This window comes from Mesorhizobium sp. HAY1-8B (genome assembly GCF_056868045.1).
The window spans coordinates 7,501-28,655 of sequence record NZ_CP200321.1; the positions used below are offsets into that span (position 1 = coordinate 7,501).

General features: G+C 63.7%; 17 protein-coding genes (1 of these 17 running past the window's edge). 5 read left to right on the forward strand and 12 right to left on the reverse strand.

All coding sequences use genetic code 11. The features are described 5' to 3' along the window. A protein-coding gene (locus AC1VON_RS00035) for a M23 family metallopeptidase (RefSeq protein WP_172348457.1) crosses the window boundary here: on the forward strand, window positions 1–1,248 show its 3' portion. Its footprint begins 723 nt before the window's first position; 1,248 of the gene's 1,971 nt are visible here — the last part of the coding sequence; its start codon lies off the left edge, out of view; the stop codon is at window positions 1,246–1,248. Between the two features lie 11 nt (window positions 1,249–1,259). On the opposite strand, the gene AC1VON_RS00040 is transcribed toward AC1VON_RS00035, so the two are convergent. Further along, window positions 1,260–2,819 (reverse strand): MFS transporter, encoded by a 1,560-nt coding sequence (locus AC1VON_RS00040; protein ID WP_483119871.1) that lies wholly within the window; start codon window positions 2,817–2,819, stop codon window positions 1,260–1,262. A 206-nt stretch (window positions 2,820–3,025) separates the two neighbouring features. On the opposite strand from AC1VON_RS00040, the gene AC1VON_RS00045 reads away from it, so the two are divergent. Then, window positions 3,026–3,517: a TMEM175 family protein gene (locus AC1VON_RS00045; protein WP_483126250.1), complete on the forward strand. Its 492-nt coding sequence runs from the start codon at window positions 3,026–3,028 to the stop codon at window positions 3,515–3,517. Here the strand turns inward: AC1VON_RS00045 and AC1VON_RS00050 are convergent. The 8 genes from AC1VON_RS00050 to AC1VON_RS00085 all read right to left on the reverse strand — a co-directional run bounded on the left by AC1VON_RS00050 (window position 3,491) and on the right by AC1VON_RS00085 (window position 15,257). Further along, window positions 3,491–5,014: a L,D-transpeptidase family protein gene (locus tag AC1VON_RS00050; protein WP_483119873.1), complete on the reverse strand. Its 1,524-nt coding sequence runs from the start codon at window positions 5,012–5,014 to the stop codon at window positions 3,491–3,493. The two genes, AC1VON_RS00045 and AC1VON_RS00050, sit on opposite strands and share 27 nt — an antisense overlap. Window positions 5,015–5,163: 149 nt before the next feature. Next, window positions 5,164–5,529: an MmcQ/YjbR family DNA-binding protein gene (locus tag AC1VON_RS00055; protein ID WP_172348453.1), complete on the reverse strand. Its 366-nt coding sequence runs from the start codon at window positions 5,527–5,529 to the stop codon at window positions 5,164–5,166. Between the two features lie 59 nt (window positions 5,530–5,588). Further along, complete coding sequence (gene clpB / locus AC1VON_RS00060; RefSeq protein ID WP_483119875.1) at window positions 5,589–8,195, reverse strand: ATP-dependent chaperone ClpB; 2,607 nt, start codon at window positions 8,193–8,195, stop codon at window positions 5,589–5,591. Between the two features lie 220 nt (window positions 8,196–8,415). Then, window positions 8,416–9,387 carry a DUF4167 domain-containing protein gene (locus AC1VON_RS00065; protein WP_172348451.1) on the reverse strand — a complete coding sequence of 324 codons (972 nt, stop codon included), beginning with the start codon at window positions 9,385–9,387 and terminating at the stop codon, window positions 8,416–8,418. Window positions 9,388–9,697: 310 nt separating this feature from the next. Beyond that, entirely contained in the window at window positions 9,698–10,570 is an 873-nt protein-coding gene (gene prmC / locus AC1VON_RS00070) for a peptide chain release factor N(5)-glutamine methyltransferase (RefSeq protein WP_483119876.1), read from the reverse strand. After that, window positions 10,563–11,642: a peptide chain release factor 1 gene (gene prfA / locus AC1VON_RS00075; protein WP_483119878.1), complete on the reverse strand. Its 1,080-nt coding sequence runs from the start codon at window positions 11,640–11,642 to the stop codon at window positions 10,563–10,565. Before prfA ends, prmC begins: the two co-directional genes overlap by 8 nt. Before the next feature lie 9 nt (window positions 11,643–11,651). Continuing rightward, window positions 11,652–13,922 carry a phosphoenolpyruvate--protein phosphotransferase gene (ptsP, locus tag AC1VON_RS00080; protein ID WP_140772246.1) on the reverse strand — a complete coding sequence of 757 codons (2,271 nt, stop codon included), beginning with the start codon at window positions 13,920–13,922 and terminating at the stop codon, window positions 11,652–11,654. Between the two features lie 81 nt (window positions 13,923–14,003). Then, window positions 14,004–15,257 carry an aspartate kinase gene (locus AC1VON_RS00085; protein WP_096450605.1) on the reverse strand — a complete coding sequence of 418 codons (1,254 nt, stop codon included), beginning with the start codon at window positions 15,255–15,257 and terminating at the stop codon, window positions 14,004–14,006. Between the two features lie 238 nt (window positions 15,258–15,495). Between AC1VON_RS00085 and AC1VON_RS00090 the strand changes: the two genes are divergently transcribed. After that, the gene (locus AC1VON_RS00090; protein ID WP_483119879.1) at window positions 15,496–17,361 is read left to right on the forward strand and encodes a CHASE3 domain-containing protein; all 1,866 of its coding nucleotides are present in this window, start codon (window positions 15,496–15,498) and stop codon (window positions 17,359–17,361) included. 156 nt (window positions 17,362–17,517) lie between these two features. Then, the gene (gene ubiG / locus AC1VON_RS00095; protein WP_483119881.1) at window positions 17,518–18,267 is read left to right on the forward strand and encodes a bifunctional 2-polyprenyl-6-hydroxyphenol methylase/3-demethylubiquinol 3-O-methyltransferase UbiG; all 750 of its coding nucleotides are present in this window, start codon (window positions 17,518–17,520) and stop codon (window positions 18,265–18,267) included. Window positions 18,268–18,368: 101 nt separating this feature from the next. Here the strand turns inward: ubiG and AC1VON_RS00100 are convergent, their stop codons facing one another. Further along, window positions 18,369–19,259: a DMT family transporter gene (locus AC1VON_RS00100; RefSeq protein ID WP_483119883.1), complete on the reverse strand. Its 891-nt coding sequence runs from the start codon at window positions 19,257–19,259 to the stop codon at window positions 18,369–18,371. A 108-nt stretch (window positions 19,260–19,367) separates the two neighbouring features. On the opposite strand from AC1VON_RS00100, the gene AC1VON_RS00105 reads away from it, so the two are divergent. Further along, window positions 19,368–19,853 (forward strand): MarR family winged helix-turn-helix transcriptional regulator, encoded by a 486-nt coding sequence (locus AC1VON_RS00105; protein WP_483119885.1) that lies wholly within the window; start codon window positions 19,368–19,370, stop codon window positions 19,851–19,853. A gap of 4 nt (window positions 19,854–19,857) precedes the next feature. On the opposite strand, the gene AC1VON_RS00110 is transcribed toward AC1VON_RS00105, so the two are convergent. Both AC1VON_RS00110 and AC1VON_RS00115 read right to left on the reverse strand, forming a co-directional pair. Further along, window positions 19,858–20,283, reverse strand: a complete 426-nt coding sequence (locus AC1VON_RS00110; protein WP_172348445.1) for a DUF1178 family protein — start codon at window positions 20,281–20,283, stop codon at window positions 19,858–19,860. Beyond that, a complete protein-coding gene (locus AC1VON_RS00115) occupies window positions 20,280–21,146 on the reverse strand; it encodes a carbon-nitrogen hydrolase family protein (protein ID WP_483119887.1) in 867 nt (288 codons plus the stop codon). Before AC1VON_RS00115 ends, AC1VON_RS00110 begins: the two co-directional genes overlap by 4 nt. Between the last annotated feature and the right edge of the window lie 9 nt (window positions 21,147–21,155).

Genomic DNA, 21,155 nt, shown 5'->3' on the forward strand with positions numbered 1-21,155 from the left:
TCGATGGCCGGCTCCTACGACGTCAAGATCGTGCCGGAAAACGTCTCGGTGTCTCCGCGCGCCGCCATTGACGACCAGGCACCGGCTTTTGCCGAGGAAATCATTCCCTTCACCAAGGACACCGACCTCACCGAGGCCTTTGCCGATTCGGGCTATACGGGTGACGACGCGACCGGCATGGCCGAAGCAATCGCCAAGCTGTTGAACGCGCCGACGCTGAAGGCCGGAACCGTGCTGCGCGTCGGCCTCGAGGTTCACGGCGATGCCGCCAAGGTCGTGCGCACCAGCGTATACGACAAGACCACGCATATCGTCACCATCGCGCTCGACGACCGCGGCCAGTACGTGCCGGCGCAGGAACCGGAGCCGAATCCTGAACTCTTGACGGCATTCGATGATTCGTCGGCGCCCGTTGTGGTGCGCGGCAACCTGCCCAATGTCTATGACGGCATCTACCGTGCCGCCTATTCCTACGGCATGTCCAAGGCGATGACCCAGCGGCTGATCAAGCTCCTGGCGTCCGATGTCGACTTCCAGTCCCGCCTCAATCCCTCCGACCGCCTCGAAGTGCTGTTCTCGCAGCCCGATGGTGACGACCAGACATCGGACAATTCCGAACTTCTCTATGTCTCGGCGACGTTTGGCGGCACCACGCGCAACTTCTACCGTTTCCAGATGCAGGACGGCAGCACCGACTATTTCGACGAGGACGGATCGAGCGCCAAGCAGTTCCTGCTGCGCAATCCGCTGCCCGCCGGAAAATTCCGCTCCGGTTTCGGAGCCCGCAAACATCCGATCCTCGGCTATGTCCGCATGCACACCGGCGTCGACTGGGCGGCCCCGATCGGCACGCCGATCATCGCCGCCGGCAACGGGGTCATCGAGAAGGTCGGCTGGGCCGGCGGCTACGGCAAGCAGATCATCATCCGCCATGCCAATGGCTACGAAACCTCATACAATCACCAGAGCGCCTTTGCCAAAGGCATCGAGCCGGGTATGCGGGTACGCCAGGGCCAGACCATCGGCTATCTCGGCCAGACCGGCCTCGCCACAGGCCCGCATCTCCACTATGAGCTGATCGTCAACGGCACCAAGGTCGATCCGATGCGGGTCCGCCTGCCGGTCGGCAAGGTCCTGAAAGGCGACGATCTCGTTGCCTTCAAGCGCGAGCGCGAGCGCATCGACGATCTGCTGAAGCAGGAAGATGGCAATTCACTGAAAGTCGCCAGCGCCAAGATCGAAGGCTGAACCTGCGCGTTTCAGTCTTGCCTGGTTTCCGCACGCCGCGACCACGGCAGCGGCTCTCCGGAAATTGTCGTCCACGCGATGACAGCTGAAAACAGGCAAAGCAGCGCCGTCACCCAAGACACCACGGAGAAGGCTGCGTCACTGGCGGCCAGCCGTGCCGCATCGAGCGCGGGCGCAAGTCCAGCCGGTGCCGGTTCGCCGAAGCCTGGCACGGCTGAAATCGCATTCCCGTCCAGCGCATGGGCATAGACCCAGGCCGCCAGCGATCCCATTGCCGCCACCGCGATCAGGCCGCCAATGCGCGAGACGGCATTGTTGATGCCGGAAGCAGCTCCCGTATCCTTGTCTTCCACCGCTGTCATGATCGCGGTCGACAGTGGTGAGACGACCAGCGCCATCCCGAGTCCCATCAGCGCCATCAGCGGGAACGTCCCCGTCCAGAAATTATGGATGCCGGCATGGGTGAGCAAGGCAAGTCCGGCAAAGGCGAAAGCCACGATCAGGCTGCCGCAGGCAATAGGGAAACGCGGCCCGATCCGGTCAGACAACTGGCCGACCGGTCCCGATAGAAGTGCGATCAATGCAGACAACGGCAGGAAGATGAAGCCGACCTCGGCCGTGCTCAGCCCCCAGCCGGCGATCAGCAGCATCGGCAGATAGAAGAGATTGGCCGACAGCGCGAAATAGAGAAAGAAGGTCGCTACATTGGCGCCGGCGAAAGCGCCTATGCGAAACAGGCTGAGATCGATCATCGGCTCGCGCTGTCGCTGCTCGAACAGGATGAAGACCACAAGCAGCACCGCGCCGGCGGCAATGCTCGGCCCCGCCATGTGGCCCTCGCCGCTGGAACTCATTGACGTCAGCCCATACGCAAGCGCGCCGAAGGCCAATGTCGCCAGCGCCCCACCGCCGAGATCCAGGCTGCGTTTCTCCGTCGGCGCGTCGGCTGGAATCTTGGCAAGCAGGAGATAGATCGAAATCAGGCCGAGAGGTAGGTTGACGGCGAAGATCGCCCGCCAGATGCCGTCGCCGAAAGCCGACAGAACAAGGCCGCCGAGCACGGGACCGAGTGCGGTGGTCAGTGCCGAGGCCGCCGCCCAGATACCGATCGCACGGCCGCGTTCCTTCTTCGGGTAGGCCTTGGCGATGATGGCGAGGCTGCCCGGCACCATGATCGCCGCGCCAATGCCCTGAAGGGCGCGAAACGCGATCAGCACGACGGCATTCGGTGCCAGCGCACAGGCAAGCGAGGCTGCGACAAACAACACAATGCCGGCCACGAAGGCGCGGCGCAGCCCGAACCGGTCGCCGGCGGCTCCGCCGGCAAGGATCAGCGCCGACAGCGTCAACGCATAGCCATTGGAGATCCACTGCGCCTCGGCGAGATTGGCGCCAAGATCGACGCGGATCGCCGGCATGGCGATTGCCAGGATCGAACCGTCGATGAAGCCGAGCGCCGACGCCAGGATCGCCGCGATCAACACGTATCGGCGCTGCGATTGCGGGCAGAACGTCCCGTTCGTGACCGGCCTGGTCAGCGGAACTGCGGCGGCTTCATCTGGCGAATGCATGGCACTCTGCTTAGACCGCCGATGGGCTGGCAACAACCGGCCAGCAGCTTGTAGTCCTTGAAATCAGCCATATTGCCGGGAAACATCCCGTCCGGATGCAAATGGCGTCAGTCGTGCTGGATTTTTCTGGGAACCGCGGGCGGAGGAAACGATGAAGCGTCCACTCGAAGCGTCGGCGGAAGGACACTGTTCATTCCCAGGGCGACCTGCTTGCCGCCATCGCGGCGCTGGCGCCGCGCTTCCTGACCTATGCGTTGAGTTTCCTGACGCTGATCATATTCTGGTTCGGTCAGCAGGCGCGGCATGGGCTGATCGCCAAATCCGACAGACGGCTCGCCACGCTGAACCTTTGCTTTCTCGCCTTCATCGCGCTCTTGCCGTTCTCGACCGACCTGCTGGCGGACTTCCTCGAATTCAGGACCGCGGCACTGGTCTACTGGCTCAACCTGCTGATGCTCGGCGTGACCCTGTTCGCCAGCTGGCACTATGTGGAGAAGAACGGCTTTGTCGCGGAAGATGTCGACGCCGACACAAGGCGCATGGTCTACATGCGCATCGTCAAGGCGCAAATCCTGTCGGCGATCGGCGCCGCACTCTGCCTGGTCAACCCGTTGCTCAGCGTCGGCTTCATTCTGCTCGTGCAGCTGATCTATGCCGCCACGTTGCGCGGCTCATTGCTGCGCAACGTCATCGGCTGAAGGTCCGCCGACAAACTCCACGGTAACACCCGGCGACACCAGCTTGGCGAGTTCACGCGCGTCCCAGTTGGTCAGGCGCACGCAGCCATGGCTTTCGGTCTTGCCGATCTTCGAAGGTTCGGGCGTTCCGTGGATGCCATAGGTCGGCTTGTCCAGGGCAATCCAGACCGACCCGACAGGTCCGTTGGGGCCTGGCGGAATGGTCAGGATCTTGTCGTTCTGGCCCTGCTTGAAATTGATGTTCGGGTTGTAGGTGTAGTTCGGATCGAGCGCGATGCGCGACACGGCGTGGATGCCGGTGGGCGACGGCGTATCGGCCGAGCCGATGGTGGCGGGATAGGCGGCGACCAGCTTGCCACCCGCATCGTAGGCGTACACTTCTTTCTTGGTCTTGTCGGCAACGATGCGCGCGACTGGCGTTGACACCAGCTTGCCGAAATTGGCGACCTTGATGATCGTGCCGGGTCGGTTGAAGTCGAGGCCCTTGTTGATCGACTTCAGATAGTTCTCGTCCATGTGGAAGCGCTCCGCCAGCGCCTCGGTGACAGAGGTGTAGCACATGCAGTTGAGCTGCGCCTTCTGGCTGTAGTCTTCCGGGACCGAGGCGACATAGGGGCCGGCCGCATCCTCCGCGGTGATCGTATAGTTGGCAAACGCGTCCCCACCGGATTGCGCAAGGGCCGTCTGGATGCCGACAGCATCGGTCGACTTGAGATTGCTGCCGGTGATCTCATTATAGGCGGCAATCGCCTTGTCGACATTCGAGCCGAAGCGCCCGTCGATGACGCCGGGCGAAGCGCCGCCCCGGTCGAGCAGCACCTGCAGCGCCGCCACATCCTGACGGGCGCCCAGCGACAGCGATGGGTCAACCGTGGTCTTGCCGCCAATCTTCGGCGGCAGTGCCCCTTGGTCGGCCGGCGGGGCCTGTTCCGTCGGGGTCGCGGGCTGCATAGGGTCTATCGAGGCCTCGTTCAGCGGCTGGCGCTTGATGGCGCCCGGCTTTGTCGGCTGCGGCGCATCGGGATAGTTGTTGTCATAATTGCCATCGTCCTGCGGCGCCGGCGGATAGGCTTCCACCGAATTGTCACCATAGGGGTCATATTCGTCGGCCGGCGGCGGGATGACCCGGCCTTCCTCTTCCAACTGCTTGCGGCGGAACCGCGCCATGTCTTCCGGATCGTCGAGATAGTAGCGATCGTCATCGGCGGGAGCCCGGCCCAACTCGCGCAGCCTTGTCTCGCGGCGCAGCGCGCGCCGATCAAGCCGTGTCTGCGGCGGCTGGATGGCGATGACCTTGCCGGTATCGGCATCGACGATGACGCGGTTGCCGCGGGCGTCATAGTAGATGTCCAGATTTCCGTCCTGGGCGACGAGAATGTCGCCGTCATTGGCAGCGCGGACAACCCGTGGTGCATTGTCCTGTGTCGGCGCCGCGAGCGCACCAAAAGACACAAGCCCGGCGGCAAGCGCCGAAAGGGCAAAGATCGTGCGGAACATCGTGGCCAAACTCTCCGGTCCGTAATTGCCGCCGCCCGGCGTTGTTCTTCGGCGAACCCCTTCGCCAGCAAACCAGTTACCCCACCATATGGTTCCAACATGAACCGGGCATGAAGATGGCGGGTTTCCGGCGTACAGACGAATATCAACTAGCTTGCGGCAAGGCCCAGTTCCTTGCGCGCCTGCTTGGTCAGCTTCAGGGCGACAAGGCGATGGCTCTCGCGCAAATAGTCCTTCAGCGCACCATCATCCATGCTCTGGCTTGTCCGACGCTGGATCCATTTCATGCCGCGTGAGGCAAGGTAGGGCGCGGGCCGCAGCCCCGGCTGTTCCTTAAGCACGTCATAGGCGATGTCGGAACATTTGAAGGTGACGAAGAGCTGCTCGCCCTGATCCCAGCCGCCGATCGCAAACACCTTGGTCCCGACCTTCCAGACATGGGCGCCGCCCCACTGGACGACATGGTTTGTTGCGGGCAGCGAGGCGCAGAAGCTGTTGTAGTCGTCCAGCGTCATCCACGCCCCGTCATCAGTATGAAAACGCCGCGCGTCCGAAGTGGACGCGCGGCGCAGGATCAAGCCGCCGCTTCGGTCGCCACGACCGTCGGCTTCGAGCGGAAGTTCAGCCGGTCCGAGCCGGCCGTCACCTTGACGGTCGAGCCGTCGAGGATCTCGCCGAGCAGGATCTTCTCCGCCAGCGGGTCTTGCAACTCCTTCTGCATCACCCGCTTCAGCGGCCGCGCGCCATAGGCCGGGTCATAACCCTTGGCCGCCAGCCACTCGATCGATTCATGATCGAGCGACAGCGTGATCTTGCGATCGACAAGCAGGCTTTCCAGCCGCTTGAGCTGGATCTCGACGATGCGGTCCATGTCCTTGCGGCGCAGCCGGTGGAACAGTATCACTTCGTCGACGCGGTTGAGGAACTCCGGCCGGAACGACGCCTTGACCACATTCATCACCTCGTCGCGCACGGCATCGACATCCTGGTCCTCGCCGAGATTGACCAGATATTCGGCGCCGAGGTTCGACGTCATGATGATCAGCGTGTTGCGAAAATCGACCGTTCGGCCCTGGCCGTCGGTCAGACGCCCGTCATCGAGCACCTGCAAGAGCACGTTGAAGACATCGGGATGCGCCTTCTCGATCTCGTCGAACAGCACGACCTGATAGGGCCGGCGCCGCACCGCTTCGGTCAGCGCGCCGCCCTCCTCATAGCCGACATAGCCGGGAGGTGCACCGATCAGCCGGGCGACCGAGTGCTTCTCCATGAACTCCGACATGTCGATGCGCACCATGGCGCTGTCGTCGTCGAACAGGAAGCTTGCCAGCGCCTTGGTCAGTTCGGTCTTGCCGACGCCCGTCGGTCCGAGGAAGATGAACGAGCCAATCGGCCGGCTCGGATCCTGTAGGCCGGCGCGGGCACGCCGTACCGCCTTGGAAACGGCCTGCACGGCCTCGCCCTGGCCGACGACACGCTTGCCGATCTCGTCTTCCATGCGCAGCAGCTTGTCGCGCTCGCCCTGCAGCATCTTGTCGACCGGAATGCCGGTCCAGCGCGAGACGATATGGGCGACGTGGTCGGGGGTTACCACTTCCTCGACCATGCCGACCTTGCCGTCCTGGGCTTCTGCCTCCTTCAGCTTCTTTTCCAGTTCCGGAATCTTGCCATAGGCAAGTTCGCCGGCGCGCTGGAATTCACCCTTGCGTTGGGCAATGGCCAGATCGTTGCGTGCCTCGTCGAGCTGCTTCTTCAAGTCGGCGGCGAGCCCGAGCTTCTGCTTCTCGGCCTGCCACTTGGTAGTGATCTCGGTCGATTCCTCCTCGAGCCCGACAAGTTCCTTTTCCAGGCGGGCGAGCCGGTCTTTCGAGGCGTCATCCGTCTCGACCTTCAGCGCCTCGCGCTCGATCTTGAGCTGCATGATGCGGCGGTCGATCTCGTCCAGCGCCTCGGGCTTGGAATCGACTTGCATGCGAAGCCGCGAGGCGGCCTCGTCGACCAGGTCGATCGCCTTGTCCGGCAGGAAGCGGTCGGCGATGTAGCGATTGGACAGCGTCGCCGCCGCCACCAGCGCCGAGTCGGAGATGCGCACCTTGTGGTGCTGCTCGTATTTCTCCTTCAGGCCGCGCAGGATCGAGACCGTATCCTCCACCGTCGGCTCATCGACGAAGACCGGTTGGAAGCGGCGGGCAAGTGCCGGATCCTTCTCGACATGCTTGCGGTATTCATCGAGCGTGGTGGCGCCGACGCAGTGCAATTCGCCGCGCGCGAGGGCCGGCTTCAACAGGTTCGACGCATCCATCGCGCCGTCCGCCTTGCCGGCGCCGACCAGCGTGTGCATCTCGTCGATGAACAGGATGATGTTGCCATTGGCCGAGGTGACTTCCGAGAGCACGGCCTTCAGCCGCTCCTCGAACTCGCCGCGATACTTGGCACCGGCGATCAGCGCGCCCATGTCGAGCGCCATCAACTGCTTGTCCTTCAGCGATTCTGGCACGTCGCCATTGACGATGCGCAGCGCCAAGCCCTCGGCGATCGCCGTCTTGCCGACGCCCGGCTCGCCGATGAGCACCGGATTGTTCTTGGTGCGCCGCGACAGCACCTGAATGGTGCGGCGGATCTCGTCGTCGCGGCCAATCACAGGGTCCAGCTTGCCGGCGCGGGCATCGGCGGTCAGGTCGCGCGCGTATTTCTTCAGCGCGTCATAGCCCTGTTCGGCACTCGCCGAATCGGCGGTGCGGCCCTTGCGGACATCATTGATTACTTGGTTCAGCGCCTGCGCGGTGACACCGGCCTTGGCCAGGATGTCGGCGGTTTTTGCCGACTTCTCCATGGTAAGCGCCTGCAGCAGCCGCTCGACCGTGACGAAGCTGTCGCCGGCCTTCTTGGCCAGTTCCTCCGCGGTCGAGAACACCTTGGCCAGCGGCTGCGCCAGATAGAGCTGGCCATTGCCGCCTTCGACTTTCGGCATTGCCTCGAGCGCCGTCTCGACGCCGAGCTTGACGTCGCGGACATTGCCGCCGGCGCGTTCGATCAGCGACGCGGCCAAGCCCTCCTCATCGTCGACGAGGACCTTCAAAATGTGTTCGGGAGTGAATTGCTGGTGATTGCGGGAGAGCGCCATGGTCTGCGCGGACTGGATAAAGCCGCGCACGCGCTCGGAGTATTTCTCAAGGTTCATATCTGTCTCCTTCCATCACCGGCCCGCTTCGCGGCACCGGATCAGATTGCGGTGACGGACCCGCCCATTCGAGCCGGATCCTGTTCAGCCGAGATATGGTGAATGGACCATGCCGTCTCAAGGCGCATTGATATCGGTCAATGCATAATATTCCACGTCAGCCCAAACGGAAACGGCGGAGATTTCTCCCCGCCGTTCCACGTCTTGAAATGGTGTCCGATCAGTTGTCGATGTCGGCAATCACCGGCTCGGAACTGCCGTTGTCTGCCGGAACCGAGGCCACCTCGCCGGCGTCCGCATTGCTGCTGCCGGCGTCGACTTGGTCGGCACTGGCGCGTGGACGGCGCGGACGACGCGGACGGCGAGCGGCACCGCTCTCGGTGGCCGCCTCGTTGAGCTCGGCCTGGGCGGCAAGAGCCGCTGGCGAAAAACTCTCGAACAGCGGAGCCGGCTCGACTGCCGCGGCGGTCTCGGCCGGCGAACCGGGCTCTGCCTGTACTTCTGCCTGCCCCGGGAACTCGTTGCGCTGCTGAGCGCCCTGCTCGGCGGACGAAGCATAATCGCGCTGGCCATTCTGGCCATAGCCGCCATTGGGACGGCGATCGCGGTGGCGCCCGCCATTGTTGTCGCGGTTATTGTTTCGTCCGTTATTGTCGCGCCCGGCATTGTCACGCCCGGCATTGTCACGATTGTCGCGGCCGTCCCGGTTCAGCGCGACCTCCGCCGGCATGCCTTCGATCACCGGCTGCGGACCGGCGCCATGGTTGATCACGGGTACTTGTGGTTCGGAAACGGTGTTGCCGCTGTTGCCGGCCCCATTGTTCCCGGCATTGTCGAACTCGTCGCGATCCTCATCACCGTCATCGTCGAAATCGTCGCGGTTCTGCTGGACGTTCTGGATCGGCATCTGCGCCTGCGCGGCGGCAATGATGCGATTATAGTGTTCGGCGTGCTGCAGATAGTTCTCCGCCATGACCCTGTCGCCGGAGCTTTGCGCGTCACGGGCCAGGGTGGCGTATTTCTCGGCGATCTGCTGAGCCGATCCACGGATCTTCACGTCCGGGCCGTTGCTCTCGTAGTTGCGCGTCAGGGGATTCGGGCCCTTGCGGTTGTTGTTGTTATTGTTGTTGCCACCGCCGCCGCCATTGTTATTGCGACCGCGCATGCGCCTGTTCTGCTGTTGTGGCCTCATTCGACTCTCTTCATCTTGAAATTTTCGAAAACTCGTCACGAACGGAGGCGCTCATGCAGCCAGCCGTTTCGTTTCTTCACCGGCGTTCGCCCGCATCAATTGCGTTGGCGCCACGTGCCATCCTGTTCCGGTTACATCACTTGCCGGACGATTCCCGCACGAAGCTTGGGCGTCGTTTGCGCAAGAAGGCAGCTATTTCCAAGGAGGACCGAATCGCTAAGAGCACTGCCTGCTTCGTCTCATCCGGTTGAGGCGACCCTAGCCGCATTCCCCGGTATTGCCAAGCGGTTTTTTCGCAGTGCGTCAAGGCTTATCCCCATTGAAAGACAAGAACCCTGTCGTTTCCGCCGAGATCGCGAAACAACTCGCCCGCAGCGTAGCCGGCTGCGCGGAATATGTCGTTGACCTCGTTGCGTTGCGTGTGGCCGATTTCGACCGCAATCCTGCTTTCTGCTTCCAGAAATGGTGCCGCTTCGGCGGCGATGATCCTGTAGGGGGTCAGCCCATCCACGCCGCCATCCAAGGCCAAGCGTGGGTCGAAATCGCGGACCTCGTCCTGCAGATTTCCAACATCTCTTGAAGGTATATAGGGAGGGTTTGCGGCAATTACATGGTACCGGCCGGAAACTTTTTCGAACCAGTCCGACCGCACCGTCGCGAACCGGTCACCAAGCCCGATTTGCACGGCATTGCGGGCCGCCGTCGCCAGCGCTCCGGCTGCGATGTCGACGCCGGTGGCGGTCGCGGCCGGCACCGCACTCAGCAGCGCCAGGGCGATGGCGCCCGTCCCGGTGCCGAGATCGAGGATGCGGCACGAACCCTCCCGCGCGGCAATTGTCTTGACGAAAGGCAGCACCGCCTCGACCAGCGTTTCGGTATCCGGCCGCGGCTCCAGCGTTTCCGGCGACAGCGCCAGGCGCAAACCGTAGAATTCACGGTAGCCCAGGATGCGATGCACGGGTTCGCCGGCGGCTCGACGCCCCAGGGCGGCGTCGATCACGGCGATGGCGTTCCTGTCGATCTCATGGTCAGGGTCGGCGATGGCCTTCGTACGGGTCTTGCCGGAAAAATGTTCGACAATCAGCCGTGCGTCGAGCGCGGGATCATCGACCCCGGCCGCCACAAGCCTGGCCCGCGCTTCCCGCAGCAGCGGCCCCAGCGCCTTGGGCAGAGGGTCAGCCATCGAGGCCGATATCGGCCAGCAGCTTCGACTGGTGGTCGGCGATCAGCGCGTCGATGATTTCGTCGAGTTCGCCCATCATCACCCGATCGAGCTTGTAGAGCGTCAGGTTGATGCGGTGGTCGGTGACGCGGCCTTGCGGGAAATTATAGGTTCGGATGCGTTCCGAGCGATCGCCGGAGCCGACCTGCGATTTGCGCGATTCGGAACGCTCCTCGTCGGCCTTGCCGCGCTCCAGGTCATACAGCCGGGCGCGCAGGATCTGCATGGCCTTCGCCCGGTTCTGGTGCTGCGACTTCTCCGCCTGCACCACCATGATGCCGGTCGGCAGGTGGGTGATGCGGACAGCCGAATCGGTGGTGTTCACGTGCTGGCCGCCCGAACCCGAGGCGCGCATCGTATCGATGCGGATGTCTTCGGCACGGATCTCGATGTCGACCTCTTCGGCTTCCGGCAGCACCGCCACCGTCGCCGCCGAGGTATGAATGCGCCCGCTGGCCTCTGTTGCCGGCACCCGCTGCACGCGATGCACGCCGGACTCGAATTTCAGATGGGCGAAAACGCCCTTGCCGGAGACCGTGGCGATGATTTCCTTGAACCCGCCGGCATCGCCGTCACTGGCCGACACCGTCTCGAACCGCCAACCACGCTCGGCGGCATAGCGCTCATACATGCGAAACAGGTCACCGGCGAAGAGCGCTGCCTCGTCGCCGCCGGTTCCGGCGCGGATTTCGAGGATGGCGTTCTTGTCGTCGGCGGCATCCTTGGGCAGGAGCAGGATCTGGATGTCCTTCTGCAGCGCCTCGATGCGCTCCTCCACCCCCGGGAGATCCGCCTCGGCAAGCGCCCGCATTTCGGCATCGGTGCCCTTGTCGGCGAGCATTGCTTCGAGGTCGGCCTGCTCGTGTTCGGCCGCTCGCAATTCCCTGACCTTGGCCACCATGTCCTGCAGTTCGGCATACTCGGATGCCATCTTCACATAGGCATCCGGCGCCGGTCCGGCCGACATCTGCGCTTCGAGCATCTCGAAACGCTTGACGACTTGATCCATGCGATCGCGGGGCAAATTGACCATGATGTGATGCTACAACGGGATCGAGCGGTCGTCGGCAAAGGCCTGCAGCAGCGCCCGCATCGGCAGCCCCTGCGCCGGCGCCATCAGATTGTCGTCGAAGAACGCCGTTAGCTCATCCAGCGGCAATTCCGTCAGCATGGCCTTGACTGGGCCGATCGAGGCCGGTGACATCGAGATCGAGCGGAAGCCGAGGCCGATCAGTGCCATCGCCGAGATCGGCTTGCCGGCGAGCTCACCGCACAGCGTCACCGGCGTGTGGTTGCGGATGCCGGCATCGGCGATTTGCTTCAAGACGCGCAGGAACGGCGCCGACAGCGTGTCGAAGCGGTTGGCCAGTTGCGTGTTGCCGCGATCGACCGCCATGACGAACTGGAACAGATCGTTCGACCCAACCGAGACGAAGTCGACCGCCTTCATCAATTCGTCGAGCTGGAACAGAAGCGACGGCACTTCCAGCATCGCGCCCAGCTTGAGGCTGGTCGGCAGGTGATGAGCGAAGCGCGACAGATGCCGCACTTCGCGGTCGATGATTTCTCGCGCTTGTGCAATTTCGCCGAGCTCGGTCACCATGGGCAGCATGAGCTTGAGCTCACGCCCGCCGCTGGCCTTCAGCAGGGCGCGGATCTGAGTGCGCAACAACCCCGGCCGGTCCAGCGTCAGGCGGATCGCCCGCCAGCCGAGCGCCGGGTTCTCTTCCTGGATCGCGCCTTTGAAGTAGGGCAGCACCTTGTCGCCGCCAATGTCGATGGTGCGGAAGGTGACCGGCTTGCCGCGTGCGGCCTCCAGCACGTCGCGATAGAGTTTCTCCTGTGCCTCGGCACGCGGAAAGGTCGAGGCGACCATGAACTGCAACTCGGTGCGGAACAGACCGATGCCGGCAGCGCCCGCCTCGGCCAGTTGCGGCAGGTCGACGGCAAGCCCGGCATTCATCAGAAGGTCGACCTGGACGCCGTCCCTGGTCATCGACGGCTTCTTGCGCAGTTCGCGGTAGACCTCTTGCCGGCGCGCCCTGAAACGCACTTTTTCGGCATAGGCGGCTTCGAGATCGGACTGCGGCCGCAGATGGATCGTGCCTTCCTCGCCGTCGACGATGATGGCATCGCCGTTTTCCGCCATCGAAACGGCGCCCTTCATCTGGCCGGCGACCGGAATGCCCATGGCGCGGGCGACGATGACGACATGGCTTGTGGCCGCGCCATCCTCCAGCACCAGCCCGCGCAGCTTGTCGCGAGGGTAGTCGAGCAGTTCGGCGGCGCCCATCGAGCGGGCGACGATAATGGCGTCCTTCGGCAGCGAAGCCGCGACATCTTCCGGCCCGCGTCCCATCAGTTGGCGCAGGAGCCGGTTGGCGAGGTCGTCGAAATCGCTCATCCGCTCGCGCAGATAAGGATCGGTCATGTGCAGCATGCGGGCGCGCATGTCGCTCTGCACCTTCTCCACCGCGGCCTCTGCCGTCAGGCCGTTGCGGATGGCCTCTTCCAGGCGCCGCACCCAGCCGCGGTCATTGGCGAACATGCGATAGGCTTCCAGCACCTGGCGGTGCTCGCCCTCGAAGGCGACGTCGCGGCGCTCCAGCATGTCGTCGATGGAGAGCCGCAGCGACCCGAGCGAGCTTTCCAGCCGCCGGACCTCTTCCTCGCTGTCCTCGTTGAACAGATTGGTGACGACGATGCGGGGCTCGTGCAGCACGACATGGCCAAGCCCGACGCCATCGTTGAAGGACAGGCCGGTGAAGCTGACGGGGCGGCGCAAGTCGAGTTCGAGGCCGGGTCGGGTCAGCCGCGCCAGGTCGCCGGTGGCGATCATCTCGGCGATGACCATCGCCGTGGTTTCCAGCGCCTCGACCTCGTCGTCGCGGTAATGACGCATGGTCTTGTTCTGGACGACGAGGACGCCCAGCGTGCGCCCTGCCCTGAGCACCGGAACGCCAAGGAAGGAATTGTAGATTTCTTCCCCGGTCTCCGGCAGGTAGGCAAAGGCTGGGTGTTCCTGAGCATTGGAAAGGTTGAGCGGCCGCGCGCTGGCGGCGATGGTGCCGACCAGGCCTTGTCCCAGCCGCAGTTGCGCCAGGTGGACGGCGTTCGGGTTCAGACCCTCGGTGGCGTAGAGCTCGAGCACCGAATCGGCGCGCAGCACATAGAGCGAGCAAACTTCCGCGACCATGTTGGAGGCGATGTCGCGCACGATCCGGTCAAGCCGCTCCTGCGGCTCCAGCGGCTCCTGCATGAGCTCGCGGAGCCGTTTCAGCAAAACGCGCGGGCCACTGGCCTGGTCACGCATCGCGGCTTCTTCTCCAATGAAACACTTGCCGGCGCAGTTTCCGCCGCTGCCGGCACGCGCGCAACAACTGATTCAGTCTTGCTACTGCTTATCCAGACCGTAGACGGAATGCAAAGTGCGAACCGCAAGTTCGGTGTACGGACCGTCGATCAGTATCGAAATCTTGATCTCGGAGGTGGTGATGGCGCGAATGTTGATCGCCTTGTCCGCCAGTGCCTTGAAGGCGGTGGCGGCGACACCGGCATGGCTCCTCATGCCGATGCCGATGACCGAGACCTTCGACATGCCGGCTTCGGACTGCACGACATCGTAGCCGACCTCGGCTTTCAGCCGATCAAGCACGGCCAGCGCCTTGTCGACGTCTCCCGATGGCACTGTGAAGGTCATGTCGGTGAACTTGCCGTCCTCGGAGATGTTCTGGACGATCATGTCGACATTGATGTTGGCCTCGGCCAGCGGCCCGAAAATGCCGGCGGCGACGCCTGGGCGGTCGCCGACGCGGCGCAGCGAAATCTGGGCCTCGTCCTTGGCGTAGGCAATTCCGGTGACGACCTGCTGTTCCACGATCTCTTCCTCGTCGCAAATGAGCGTTCCCGGAGGATTGAGCAAATCCCCCATTCCGGGCGCGTCGGGATCGTCGAAGGACGACCGCACGAAGGTGCGCACCCTGTGCACCATGGCAAGCTCGACCGAACGCACCTGCAGAACCTTGGCGCCGAGCGAGGCCATTTCAAGCATTTCCTCGAAGGAGATCTTGGCCAGCCGCCGCGCCTTGGGCTCGATGCGCGGATCGGTGGTGTAGACCCCGTCGACGTCGGTATAGATGTCGCAACGGTCCGCCTTGACCGCCGCCGCGATGGCGACCGCGCTTGTGTCGGAACCGCCACGGCCAAGCGTTGCGATGCGATTGTCGGGCCCGATGCCCTGGAAGCCGGCGATGACGGCCACCTGGCCCTCGCCGAAGCGCTTGATCAGGAACGCACCGTCAATGTCGAGGATGCGCGCCGCGCCATGCGCGTTGTCGGTCTTGATCGGGATCTGCCAGCCCTGCCAGGAGCGGGCGTGCACGCCCATGTTCTGCAAGGTGATCGCCAGCAGGCCTGCGGTGACCTGTTCGCCGGAAGCGACGACCGCGTCATATTCGCGTGCGTCATGCATAGGCGAGGCCTCGCGCGTCCAGGCAACCAGTTCGTTGGTCTTGCCGGCCATGGCCGAAACCACCACCGCGACCTCATGGCCGGCGTCGACCTCGCGTTTGACGTGACGCGCCACATTGCGGATGCGGGCGATGTCGGCGACGGAGGTTCCGCCGAATTTCATCACGATACGCGCCATGGAAGCGAAATGCCTTTGACTGAAGCCGGCCCCTTGCCAAAAAACTGGGAGCCGAAAGCGGAGGAAAGCGCCCGGCTGGCGCCGGTCGCTGAATGCGCGGCCTCCTTAGCCAAATGATGAAGGTTTCGCAAGGCTGGCGGCGGAATGCCGGCGTCAACAAGACGGCATATTGCCTTCCAGGCCCGTGCCGCTTACCAGATGCTGCCCGCGGGGAATTCCTTTTGGTTCGGCATAACAGATGATTGCTCGTCTTCGACGCGCCACGCGATTGCAATCGCTCCCGCTTGTCGCCGGCTTCGCCGTGCTGGCATTGATCGTCGGCACCCGTGCCCTGCTCGTCGAGGGCCAGAGGGCCAATCGTGCCGCCGCTCGCGAGACGATCGAGTACCAGGATCTGCTTTCCGGGCTCCTCTCAATGGCGCAGGATGCCGAGAGTGGTCAGCGCGGCTACCTGCTGACCGGGGAAAAATCCTATCTCGAACCGTATCGGAAGGCCGTCGAGGCAATCCCCGGACAGCTCTCCCGCATCGATGCCATGACGGCTTCCGACGACCAGTTGGCCCAGCAGATCAATCACATCAAGGACGCGCTGGCGCAGAAACAGGCTGAACTGGCCGTGACGATCGCCCTTTACGACAAGGGCGACGTGGCCGGGGCCTTGCGACTGGTCCGCAGCGGCCAGGGCAAAGCCGCCATGGACGAGGTCCGCGCCAGCATGGACACGATCCGGCGCATGGGAGGCGCCGCGGTTGCCGAGCGCGACGAGCGCACCGACCAGGTCGAGACCTGGCTGCGCATCGGCTCGCTGGCGGCCCTCTTCGCCATCTTCCTGCTCGCCGCCTACACGATCCGCGAATCCCGCCGCCGCTTCCGCGAGGTCGCCACCGCCCAGGCAGAGCTGATGGGCAAGAACATCGAGCTCGGCAACGAGATCGAGACCCGCGAGAAGGCCGAATCCCAGATCCGCCAGATGCAGAAGATGGAAGCCGTCGGCCAATTGACCGGCGGCATCGCCCACGATTTCAACAACATGCTGGCGGTGATCCTCAGCGCCATGAACCTTGCCCAGCGCAAGCTGAAGCGCGGCGAGAACGACATCGAGAAATTCATCGAGGCCGCGACGGATGCAGCCAGCCGTGCCGCCAATCTGACCTCCCGATTGCTTGCCTTCTCCCGTCTGCAACCGCTGGCGCCGCAGGTCGTCGACACCAACCGGCTGGTGACCGGCATGTCCGACCTTCTGCACCGAGCGCTCGGCGAAGGCATCCGTATCGAAACGGTTTTGGCGGGCGGCCTGTGGAAAACCCACGCCGATCCGAGCCAGATCGAGAACGCGATCCTCAACCTGGCGGTCAATGCCCGTGATGCCATGGACAATGACGGAAAATTGACCATCGAGACCGCCAACAGCCATCTCGACGAAGCCTACGCCTCGACTCATGCCGAAGTCACGCCTGGCCAATATGTGATGGTGGCGGTGACCGACACCGGCGCCGGCATGCCACCGGAGATCATCGCCAAGGCCTTCGAACCCTTCTTCACGACCAAGCCGGTCAACAAGGGCACGGGACTTGGGTTGAGCCAGGTGTTCGGCTTCGTCAAACAGTCGGGCGGCCACGTCAAGATCTACTCCGAACCGGGTGAAGGAACGACGATCAAGATCTATCTGCCGCGGTTTTTCGGGCCGGAGGAGCCAGCAGCACCCGCCGGGCGTGGCAAGAGCTCCGTCAAGGTCACCGAGACAATCCTCGTCGTCGAGGACGATGCCCGCGTGCGGGCCGCCACGACGGACGCCATGCGCGAACTCGGCTACACCGTCATCCATGCCGCAAGCGGCCCGGAGGCCCTCGAGAAGCTCGCCGCGACCTCAGGCATCGCCCTGCTGTTCACCGATATCGTCATGCCGGTGATGAACGGCCGCAAGCTCGCCGAGGAGGCGGTCGGGCGCCAGCCCGGACTGAAAGTCATCTTCACCACCGGCTTCACCAGGAACGCGGTCGTCCATAACGGCGTGCTCGACCATGACGTGCACTTCCTGGCCAAGCCGTTCACCATCGAGCAACTGGCCGCGAAACTGCGCGACGTGCTGGACAAGACCAGCTGAGGTCTGACGGACCCTGTTTGGCAGCATTGAAAAAAGCTGCCTTGACATTCGCTCCCCCACGCCCGACTTCCTAGCGCTCTGAAGCCGTTCCAGGAAAAGTGTGAAGCGGTTTTCCGTCCGGAATTGCGACCAACAAAGAGCTCTAGGAGACAATCGATGCCAGAGCCCCGACGATCGACGATCGATGCCGGAGAAGTGGAACGCTTTTCCGCCCTTGCCGCCGAATGGTGGAACCCGAACGGCAAGTTTCGTCCGCTGCATAAATTCAATCCGGTCCGGCTTTCCTATATCCGCGACCAGATAGCGTCGCGCTTCGGCCGTGACCCACGCGCCGCGCGGCCGTTCGAGGGCCTGCGGATCCTCGACATCGGCTGCGGTGGCGGTCTTTTGTGCGAGCCGATGGCACGGCTTGGCGCCGAAGTCGTGGGAGCGGATGCCTCCGAAACAAACATCGAAGTTGCGAAACTGCATGCCGCCGAAGGCAATGTGAGCGTCGACTACCGCGCCACGACGGCCGAGGACCTTGCCGACGCCGGCGAGACATTCGACGTCATCCTCAACATGGAAGTGGTCGAGCATGTCGCCGACATCGAGCTGTTCGTCGCCAAATGCGGGCAGATGGTCCGGCCCGGCGGCATCATGTTCGTGGCAACCATCAACCGCACGCTGAAGGCGCTGGGCCTGGCCATCATCGGCGCCGAATACGTGCTGCGCTGGCTGCCGCGCGGCACCCACCAGTTCGGCAAGCTGGTCCGCCCCGAAGAGCTGGAAAAGGCGCTTGGCGGCGCCGGCCTGACGATCATCGACCGCACCGGCGTCACCTACAATCCGCTCGCCGATCGCTGGACGCGATCGAAGGACATGGATGTCAACTACATGGTGCTGGCGGAGAAAGGATCGGTCTGACCGACCAAGCGTTCCGGAATTCGTGCCGCAGGCGGCGCGGGCAGCCGGCATCCTCGGCCGCAGCCCAGTGGCGATGCCGACGACGGCACAAACTGAGACCTTCAGGCTTTCTGGTTTTGCGCCCTGGTGGTGATGAACACGCCGGCGGTGATGATGACGGCGCCGATCCAGGTCAGCAGTTGGTAGTGTTCGCCAAGGAAGATCGTGCCGGCAAATAGGCCGACCGCGGCGGCAACATAACCGATCTGGCTGAGATAGACCGGGCCACCGACCGCCTGCAGCCGGAAGAAGAAGGCGAACATCGCCGACGCGGATGCGACTTGCGCGACGACGACCAGCGGCACGCCGCCGAGCGGCGCGAAGGCCCTGATGCCGAACAGGGTGAGAATACCGGCGATCAGCAGCGCCGCCGACGCCAGATGACTGCCGACGGCGAGCTCGATCGGGCCGGTGCCTTCAGGCCAATCCACCGTGCGGTAGATGTTGCCGGCGGCAAGGCTGACCGGAATGAGCAGGCCCATGACCACCCAGAAAAGGTCGGCCGGCTGGCCGGCCTCTCCGCGCGTCACCGCCACCATGACGGCACCGACGAAGCCGACGGCAATGCCCGCTATGCCCAGCATGTTCGGGCGCCGCACACGCAGCAGGATCGAGAACACCAGCGTGATGACAGGCGAGAGCGTGAACATGATGCCGGTGTAGCCGGCGCCAAGGTGCGGAATGGCCGAGAACATCAGGAGATTGGGAACGGCATAGGACACGGCGGCCGTGACCAAGAAATAGCGCAATTTGTGCGCGGTGAGCTGGACACGCTCCCCGCGCAACAAAAGTACGCACAAAAGCACGCCGCCGGCACCGAGCGAGATGACGAAAGCCCAGACCATGGCCGGCACGCCAGCTGCCGTGGCGAGCTTGCCGAAGGGCAGCGTCAGCCCGAGCAGGCCGCCCGTGACGACCAGCAGGCCGAGCGCCGAATCCCAGAGAAACTTCATCGGATGGTCCCGTCACTCATTCGGCACTTGCGGCGCTTGGCCGGCTCTGTATCTTGAGGTAAGATAACGCAAAGATTCTTAACGTCAAGATATTTAATGGTGAGACAAATGGATCGCGCGACAAAGGCGGTCGAGCAGTGGAAACGGGAGCGGCCGGATCTGGACGTCTCGCCGATGGCGGTGCTCGGGCGATTGAACGAAGCCTCGTCGCTGATCGCGCGTGATCGCCTCGCCCCGCTGTTTGCCCGTTTCGGACTGCAGGCCGGCGAATTCGACGTGCTGGCGACGCTGCGCCGCTCCGGAGCCCCGTACGCGCTGACGCCGACCGCTCTCTATGAAGCGACGATGGTGACATCGGGCGCCATGACCAATCGGCTCGACCGGCTGGAGAAGGCCGGATTGATCTTGCGCGGCCCGCACCCCAATGACCGGCGCGGTATTGTCGTGCGGCTTACCGGGAAAGGTCTGGCCTTGATCGACGAGGCCTTGACCGCCCACGTCGCCAACGAGCATGAAATTCTCGCCGGTCTAAGCGACGCCGAACGGGAGATGCTGGCCCGGCTGCTTGGCAAATTGATCGCAAACGTGAGCTAACCGCTCAGTTGCGGTCGTCCGGAAACACCGGGATCGGCATGAACTCGACGCCGTCCTCGGCAAGGCTCTTGGCCTCTTCGAGCGTCGCCTCGCCATAGATGCCGCGCGGATCTGTTTCGCCGAAATGGATTTTCCGCGCTTCCTCGGCGAACTTGTCGCCGACATAGTCGGCATTCTCGCGCACCTTCTCGGCCATGGCCTTGAGTTGCGCCAGGGCCCGTTTCTGCGCCTCGCCCATGGCGAGCGCGATGGTCTCCTGCTTGCGGGCCGTCGAAACCGCCGGCGCCATCAGGGCCTTCTCTACCTTGTGCGAGCCGCAGCTGGGGCAATCGACAAAGCCGCGCTTCTTCTGGGTATCGAAATCGTCATTGCTGCGAAACCAGCCCTCGAACTCGTGCTCGTTTTCGCAGATCAGGGAAAAGCGGATCAAGAGGCAGCACCCCTGAGGCGCGGCGCGTCGACCTCGCCGGCATTGATGTCGAACTCCCGCGCATTCTTCAAATTCGGGATCTTCTTGCGCGCCGCAAGCGACTGCGCCGGGTCGATCTCGGCGACGATCACCGCCGGCTCGTCATGCGCGGCTTCGGCGATGACGCGGCCCCAGGGATCGACGATCAGCGAATGGCCATAGGTCTCGCGGCCATCCTCATGCAGGCCGCCTTGCGCGGCGGCGACCACAAAGGCACCGTTCTCGATGGCGCGCGCCCTCAGCAGCACATGCCAGTGCGCCTCGCCGGTCTGGCGGGTGAAGGCGGCGGGCACGGTCAGAATATCGGCGCCGGCCAGCGCCTCGGCGCGGAACAGTTGGGGAAACCGCAGGTCGTAGCAGACCGCAAAGCCCAGCCTGGCGCCGGCAACCCCGGTCACGACGGCCTTGGTGCCTGGTTCATAGGCTGAGGATTCGCGCCAGCTCTCGCCATTGTCGAGGTCGACATCGAACATGTGTATCTTGTCATATGTGGCGAGCGTGGCGCCATCCGGGCCAAACAGCAGCGCCCGGTTGGCGAGCTTGCCGTCCGCGCGCAGGATGGCTGTCGAGCCTATATGCAGGAAGACCTCGAGTTCGCGCGCCAACCTGCGCGCGGTCGCCACGATGATGTCCTTGTCTTCGGAGGTGAAGGAGGCTGCGCGCGCTTGCTTGTCGCGGATCAGCGCCCCGGTCATTTCCGGCGTCTGGATGTAGGTAGCGCCCTGGCCTGCCGCTTCACGCACCAGCCGTTCTAGATCGACCGCATTGCGCTCGGGACTTTCGCCTGAACGCATCTGGACGGCGGCAGCCTTGAAAACACCCATCATCAATCC